The following is a 2,491-nucleotide window of genomic DNA, read 5'->3' as shown; positions in this document are numbered from 1 at the left end:
GGGCAGCACCTCGCGCGCGCCCTCGAAGAGGAAGGCCAGCCCCACCGTGTGCAGATCCACCACGGGGCGCTCGATGCGCTGGCCGGTGAGCGGAGACACGAAGGAGACGCCGAAGGTGTCCTCCGCGCCGGCCCGGAAGCGCATCTGGTTGCGCCGGTGGTACAGCGACAGGCTGCGCGGCAGGGCGAGCATGAGGCTGGCCTGCTCCACCGCGAGCACCGACGTCCAGCCCCGGTAGCTCTTGCCACTCAGCTCGAAGACGAGGTGCACCACGTCGCCCACCACCGCCGTCCAGTTGCGCGGCAGCGCGCACCGCAGCGTGAGCCGCTCCCCCATCGGGACGAGCTGGGCATGCAGCTCCTCCTGGACGCGCACGCCCTGCATCAACGTGCACTGGACCATCTGCCGGTAGCGCAGGGCCCGCCGCAGCACGGCGAGGATGCGCACCCGGTCATCCAGGGTCGCCATCTCCACGTAGCCGATGCTGGCGTTGGGCCGTTCAATCTGCACGCCCACCCGGAAGAAGGCGTCCGCCGAGGCGTGCTCCATGCCCACGTGCCGCACGAAGGCCGCGCTGGTGCGCAGCAGGGTGCGGCCGGCGATCTCCAGCCGGAAGTCCGTCAGCCGCGTGCCGGGCACCATCCGCTCGATGGGGGCGTCCACCGGCAGCTTGAGCTGGAAGCCCTCGTTGCCGAAGTCCAGGCACACCGCGCGCCGCAGCGAGTCATCGACGACGAAGGAGGCCTCCAGCCCCACCGCGGGCAGGCGCATGGAGGTGCGCTGGCGCAGCAGCGTGCCCAGGGCGCGGCTCAACCCCGCCAGGGAGGCCACCGACAGGTCCATGGTGTGGAACTCATGGCCCTCGGACGCCACGTCCACCAGCTCCTGGAGCGCCTCGGCCTGCGTCCCACCGGGACAGAGGAAGACCCGCAGCGCCCGGGGAGCGAGCCGCTCGATGGCCTGGATGAACTTCCGCGCGCCCACCGCGTCCGCGAGGATGATGTCGGGGACACCTTCGGCGAGCGTGCGGGTCGCGTCGTCTCGCGAGCCCACCGCGACGATCTTCCTGGGAGCCAGGGCCTCGGCGAGCCCGGCACGGAGCACCGGGTCGGGGTGGACGATCAACACCGACTGCTCGTGCGAGACCACCGCCACCTCCTGCTGAGTGTCGCGCTCCGAGCGCTTCGCCGGCATGCCATCCACACGCTAAAGCCCTCTGCCAAGGGGGGGATCCAGAGAGCTACTAGGCGCTTCGACGGTAACAGTCCCAGTCGTGGAAGAAAAGCCGTGGCCAGCCGTTACCAACGGCTGGTCGATAAACACCGGCGCCCGCTTTACCTCGAATCGAGCCCCTCTCAGACGGGGGGCCGACGGCGAGCGCGCACGGAGCCTCGGTCGAGCGCTCCTCTCGTCGTGGGGAGAGCAAGCGAGTGCTGGCCTCAACCAGCGTGGGCGGTTAAATCAGCCGGGAAGGAGACGCGATGGGCGCCGAAGTGGACTACGAGCGGGAAATCCAGGAGCTGAAGCGGAAACACAACGCCGTCATCCTCGCGCATTACTACCAGGAGAGTGAGATCCAGGACGTGGCCGACTTCGTCGGAGACAGCCTGGCCCTCGCCCAGGCCGCGGCGAAGACGAAGGCGGACGTCATCGTCTTCTGTGGCGTCCACTTCATGGCGGAGACGGCGAAGATCCTCAACCCCACCCGCCAGGTGCTCCTGCCGGACCTCAAGGCTGGCTGCTCGCTCTCGGATCGCTGCCCGCCGGTGGCCTTCCGGGCCTTCAAGGAGAAGCACCCGGACCACTTCGTGGTGAGCTACGTCAACAGCTCCGCCGCGGTGAAGGCGATGAGCGACGTCATCTGCACGTCCTCCAACGCGGTGAAGATCGTCAACCAGGTGCCCAAGGACCGGCAGATCCTCTTCGCGCCGGACCAGCACCTGGGCCGCTATGTGAAGCAGCAGACCGGCCGGGACATGGTGCTGTGGCCGGGCAGCTGCATCGTCCATGAGATTTTCAGCGAGAAGCGCCTGGTGCAGCTCAAGGTGCAGCACCCGGAGGCCGAGGTGGTGGCCCATCCCGAGTGCGAGGAGGCGGTGCTGCGGCACGCCGACTACATCGGCTCGACCAAGGGGCTGCTGGACCACGTGCTCAAGAGCCCCAAGCGCGAGTTCATCGTGGTCACCGAGGCGGGCATCCTCCACCAGATGAAGCGTGGCGCCCCGGACAAGACGTTCATTCCCGCGCCTCCGGACAACGGCTGCTCGTGCAACGAGTGTCCCTACATGCGGCTCAACACGATGGAGAAGCTCTACCGGTGCATGAGGGACCGCACCCCGGAGCTGACCCTGCCCGCCGACCTTCAGTCCGCCGCGCTGGCGCCGCTCCAGCGGATGCTCGAATGGTCACAGTGAGCCGTTGACGCGTCGCGCCGTCTGTCGCGGGAGTGGCAAATCCGCTCATGCGATGCATTCGCGCCTTGCACCGGAAG

Annotated in this window: 1 protein-coding gene and 1 pseudogene; one reads left to right on the top strand and one right to left on the bottom strand. The window is 68.3% G+C overall.

The features are described 5' to 3' along the window. Window positions 1-1,194 (bottom strand): annotated as a pseudogene (locus VF794_RS03915) (hypothetical protein); the annotation flags it as partial. 287 nt (window positions 1,195-1,481) lie between these two features. Between VF794_RS03915 and nadA the strand changes: the two are divergent. Next, window positions 1,482-2,414 carry a quinolinate synthase NadA gene (gene nadA, locus VF794_RS03910; RefSeq protein ID WP_331107829.1) on the top strand — a complete coding sequence of 311 codons (933 nt, stop codon included), beginning with the start codon at window positions 1,482-1,484 and terminating at the stop codon, window positions 2,412-2,414. Window positions 2,415-2,491 lie beyond the last annotated feature (77 nt).

Origin of the sequence: Archangium sp., assembly GCF_036389735.1 — a bacterium.
In the GTDB taxonomy this organism is placed as follows: Bacteria; Myxococcota; Myxococcia; order Myxococcales; family Myxococcaceae; genus Archangium.
The sequence above is the reverse complement of the archived record's forward strand: the minus strand, read 5'-3'. Positions and strand labels throughout refer to the sequence as shown.